The sequence below is a fragment of the Pseudomonas inefficax genome (genome assembly GCF_900277125.1).
In the GTDB taxonomy this organism is placed as follows: Bacteria; Pseudomonadota; Gammaproteobacteria; order Pseudomonadales; family Pseudomonadaceae; genus Aquipseudomonas; species Aquipseudomonas inefficax.
Window position 1 is genome coordinate 1 of the sequence record NZ_OPYN01000111.1, and the last position, 3,437, is coordinate 3,437.

Sequence of the window (3,437 nt, forward strand, 5' to 3'; positions counted from 1 at the left end):
CCGCCGCTCACAGGCTGCCCTCGACCTTGCTGGCAATGTCCGCAGGCAACCAGGCTTTCCACACTTCGCGGTTATTGCGCAGGAAGGTGAGGGCAGCGTCACGGGGCGGTGTGCGCTTTTCGCTCATCTCGGCCAGTGCGCTGTTCAGACGGTCGATGGGCAGGTCGACCCGCTCGAACACTCCCACCAGCTCCGGGCCGCCCTCGGGGAAGGCCTTGGACACGCCAATCGACAATTTGGCCGGCAGCGAGCTGCTGCCCTTGGGCTCGGGATTACCGGCATCGGTGAGGGTGGCCCAGGCGTTGGCATCGAACGGCGGCTCTTGCAGGCGTATGAGTTTGTAACGCCCCATCAAAGGGGTAGGGTTCCAGTAGTAGAACAGCACCGGTTGGCCACGGCGGATGGCCGAGTCGATTTCGGCATCCATTGCAGCGCCGGAGCCGCTGCGGAAGTTGGTATAGAGCTCATTCAGCCCGTAGGCCTTGAGTTTCTGGCTGTTGACGGTCTCGGATGTCCAGCCGCTGGGGCTGTTGAGAAAACGCCCTTTGTCGGGCGACTCGGGGTCGCGGAACACCTTCGGGTAACGCTCGAGGTCCTGGACGCTGCGCAAATCCGGCGCCACGGGTTTCAGCTTGCGTGCCGCATCGCCCTCGATCACGTAGGCCGGCACCCACCAGCCTTCTTCGGCATTCTTGACCGTATCGCCCAACGCGAACACCTGCCCGGCGGCTTCTGCCTTGACCCAGGCAGGGCTGCGCCCGGCCCATTCCTCGGCAATGACTTGCAGGTCGTTGCGCGCCAGCGCTACTTCCATGCTGACGGTGCTGCCGGGCAGGGTGTCGGTGGGGTAGCCATACCCGCGCTCCACGATCAGCCGCAGGATCTCGGTGGTGAGGGCGCCGCTTTCCCAGCCGATGGCGCCAAAGTGAATGGGCGTGGTCCGTTCCGCCGAAGCGGCGCTATCGGTGCTGGCCATGCCCACCGCCAGCAGCAGGCCGGCCAGTAGCGTTGGAATTTTCTTCATCGGGGCCTTCGTCGATTGCCGTGGGGTAGGTGCGGGCAAGTGTAGACGACCCCTCCCAGGCGTTGCCGACGGCAGCATGGAACGGGCTCCTGCTGCGAGTGGGAGCAGCGGTTTGCAAAGGTGCGCAGTGCCGTTTGGCAAGCACATTCTGCGAGGCATTCCTGATGACGCTGGACTTGAATTTTATTTATTACCGCAACTTCCGATTCGATGGAAAGCTGCATGTTCGTTGCATTGGCACAGACCTGTACAAGGTCAACCGCATTCGCTACGAACTGGAGCGGGCCGGCCCGGATGGCCCGGTGTCGTTCCGAGGGGTTTCGGCCTATTCACAGGCACACACCGGCAAAACGAGCGACCACGGCTGCCCAGCCACTTTGTTCGCCGAGGAGGAGGCGGGGGTCTACACCATCCGGCCAAGGGTGGTGCTGCGAGATGAACATGCCCGGGCGATGAACCGGCCTGTCGGGCCGGCCGGTGTCATCGACATGCCGCCGCTGGTACTCGATATCGCGGTCGAGGAGATCAACCGCAGCGTGCTCGACAAGGTCCCTTTGACTTCTGCCGCCAAGCGTCGCAAGCGGGCGGCAGGCCCCGCGGACGTGGCTGATCACGCTCAGCAAACGCTTCCTACGTTGGCGCCAGGTACCTCGTACCCGACACTGGTCATCGAGTTCGCTAGCGGTGGGTATGAGCACTTCCTTGACGACCTGGAGCCAGGCTCGGGCTCGACGCTGGTTCGCTATTGGCCGAACCTGAAGTCGGTGATCGCGCTCAGGCCGGTGCTGGACGAGCATGAAGTGGACGATGACAGGCTCCTGGCACTACGTCAGCACTATTACCTCGACCAGCCTGCCGGCATGCTCAATGACACCTATCTGGCATTGCTCAAGTCGTTGGCCGCGCTGGACTATGTCGTATCCATGCAGATGTCGCCGGCACCTTCGGAACCACACCCTGTCGCGTTCGTGCTGGCGGGGGTGCTGGCAACCTTGCTGACAGGTACTGCAGTGGTGGCAGGCAACAGGGCTTATGAGAATGCTCAGCCCACGCCCGACTTCGAATCACGCCAGAACTACCTCGACGAACCCGGCCCCCGGTGGAAGGGCCTGAATGTGCGCAAGGCCTGGGCCAACAAGGTGACGGGCAAGGGGGCGCGTATCCACTTCAGCGATGGCGGATTGTACCCGCAGCATGAAGACCTGCGCGGCAACCCAGCCTTGCAAGTCATCTCGCTTGCACCCAACCATGATCCCCGCCATGGCACGGCTTCGGCAGGGGTGATTCTGGCCGCACGCAACGGCATGGGGGTTACGGGAATCAGTCATGACAGCGAGCTGTACCTTTACAACAACCGCGCGCAAGACACCCCTGGCAATTACCAGGCGCTCAAGGATCTGCTGCGCAATGTGGAACCTGGTGATATCGTTGGCATCAATCGCCAGACTGCAAATATCGATGTGTTGAGCACGATGCTGCCGTCTTTGCACGACAAGGCCTGGTGGAACGTCATGCAGCAATTGAGCCGCCGTGGTGCGGTGGTGGTCAATGCCGCAGCCAATGGCAGCAGCGAGACCCTTGCAGAACGAGGTACCCAGGCGGGGCAGGGCGTAGATCTGACCAATTGGCGTTACTTCAATGACCATGGCGATTCAGGTACCATTCTGGTGGGCGCCAGCCACTCGTATGACGGCAAGCCCCACGCCTACTCCAACCACCATTACCCTTACCGCATGCTCAATGCGTGGGGTGACAGCGTGGTCACGCTTTCCTATGGCAACTTGCACGACCTGTCAGGCGATGACCGGGACTACACAGCCACCTACGGCGGCACATCCAGTGCGACGCCGATGGTGTGTGGCACACTGAGCCTGATCCAGTCCTATGCCATGGAGCACCACCACATCTACCTCAACGGCAACCAGATGCACCAGTTGGTCATGGCGTCCGGCTATCACGATGCCGTGTTGCCCGGCACCGACGTATTGCCGATGGGCGCCAGGCCCAATGTGCATGGCGCGTTGGTGCTGCTGGACCGCATTCTCGGCGGGGGCAGGTTCGAGGCCTGAACCTGGGCCGGCAGATGCTGGCCCTTGTCCAATCAAACGCGGAACTGGTCCATCAGCGCCTGTTGCTGGTTGGCCAGGCTGTTCAGCGACTGGCTGACCCGCGCCGACTCGTTGGCCTGCCCAGACAGCGACTCGGTGACGTCGCGGATGGTCGCCACGTTGCTGTTGATTTCCTCGGCCACCGCGCTCTGCTCCTCGGCGGCCGAGGCGATCTGCAGGTTCATGTCGGTGATCACCGTCACGGCCTGGCCGATGCGCTGCAGCGCGGTGACTGCCTGGCCAACCTGCTGCACGCCGCCCTGTGCCTGGCGGTGGCTGTTGTCCATGGCCCCGACCACTTCGCG

At 62.7% G+C, this 3,437-nt stretch carries 2 protein-coding genes and 1 pseudogene; 1 reads left to right on the forward strand and 2 read right to left on the reverse strand.

The window, feature by feature from the left end; all coding sequences use genetic code 11:
• Positions 1-7: 7 nt before the first annotated feature.
• On the reverse strand, positions 8-1,024 hold the full coding sequence (locus JV551A3_RS14030) for an ABC transporter substrate-binding protein (protein ID WP_133978805.1): 1,017 nt from the start codon (positions 1,022-1,024) through the stop codon (positions 8-10).
• Between the two features lie 164 nt (positions 1,025-1,188).
• On the opposite strand from JV551A3_RS14030, the gene JV551A3_RS14035 reads away from it, so the two are divergent.
• A complete protein-coding gene (locus tag JV551A3_RS14035; protein ID WP_133978807.1) occupies positions 1,189-3,093 on the forward strand; it encodes a S8 family serine peptidase in 1,905 nt (634 codons plus the stop codon).
• Positions 3,094-3,125: 32 nt separating this feature from the next.
• Here the strand turns inward: JV551A3_RS14035 and JV551A3_RS14040 are convergent.
• Positions 3,126-3,437, reverse strand: a pseudogene (locus JV551A3_RS14040) (chemotaxis protein); the annotation flags it as partial.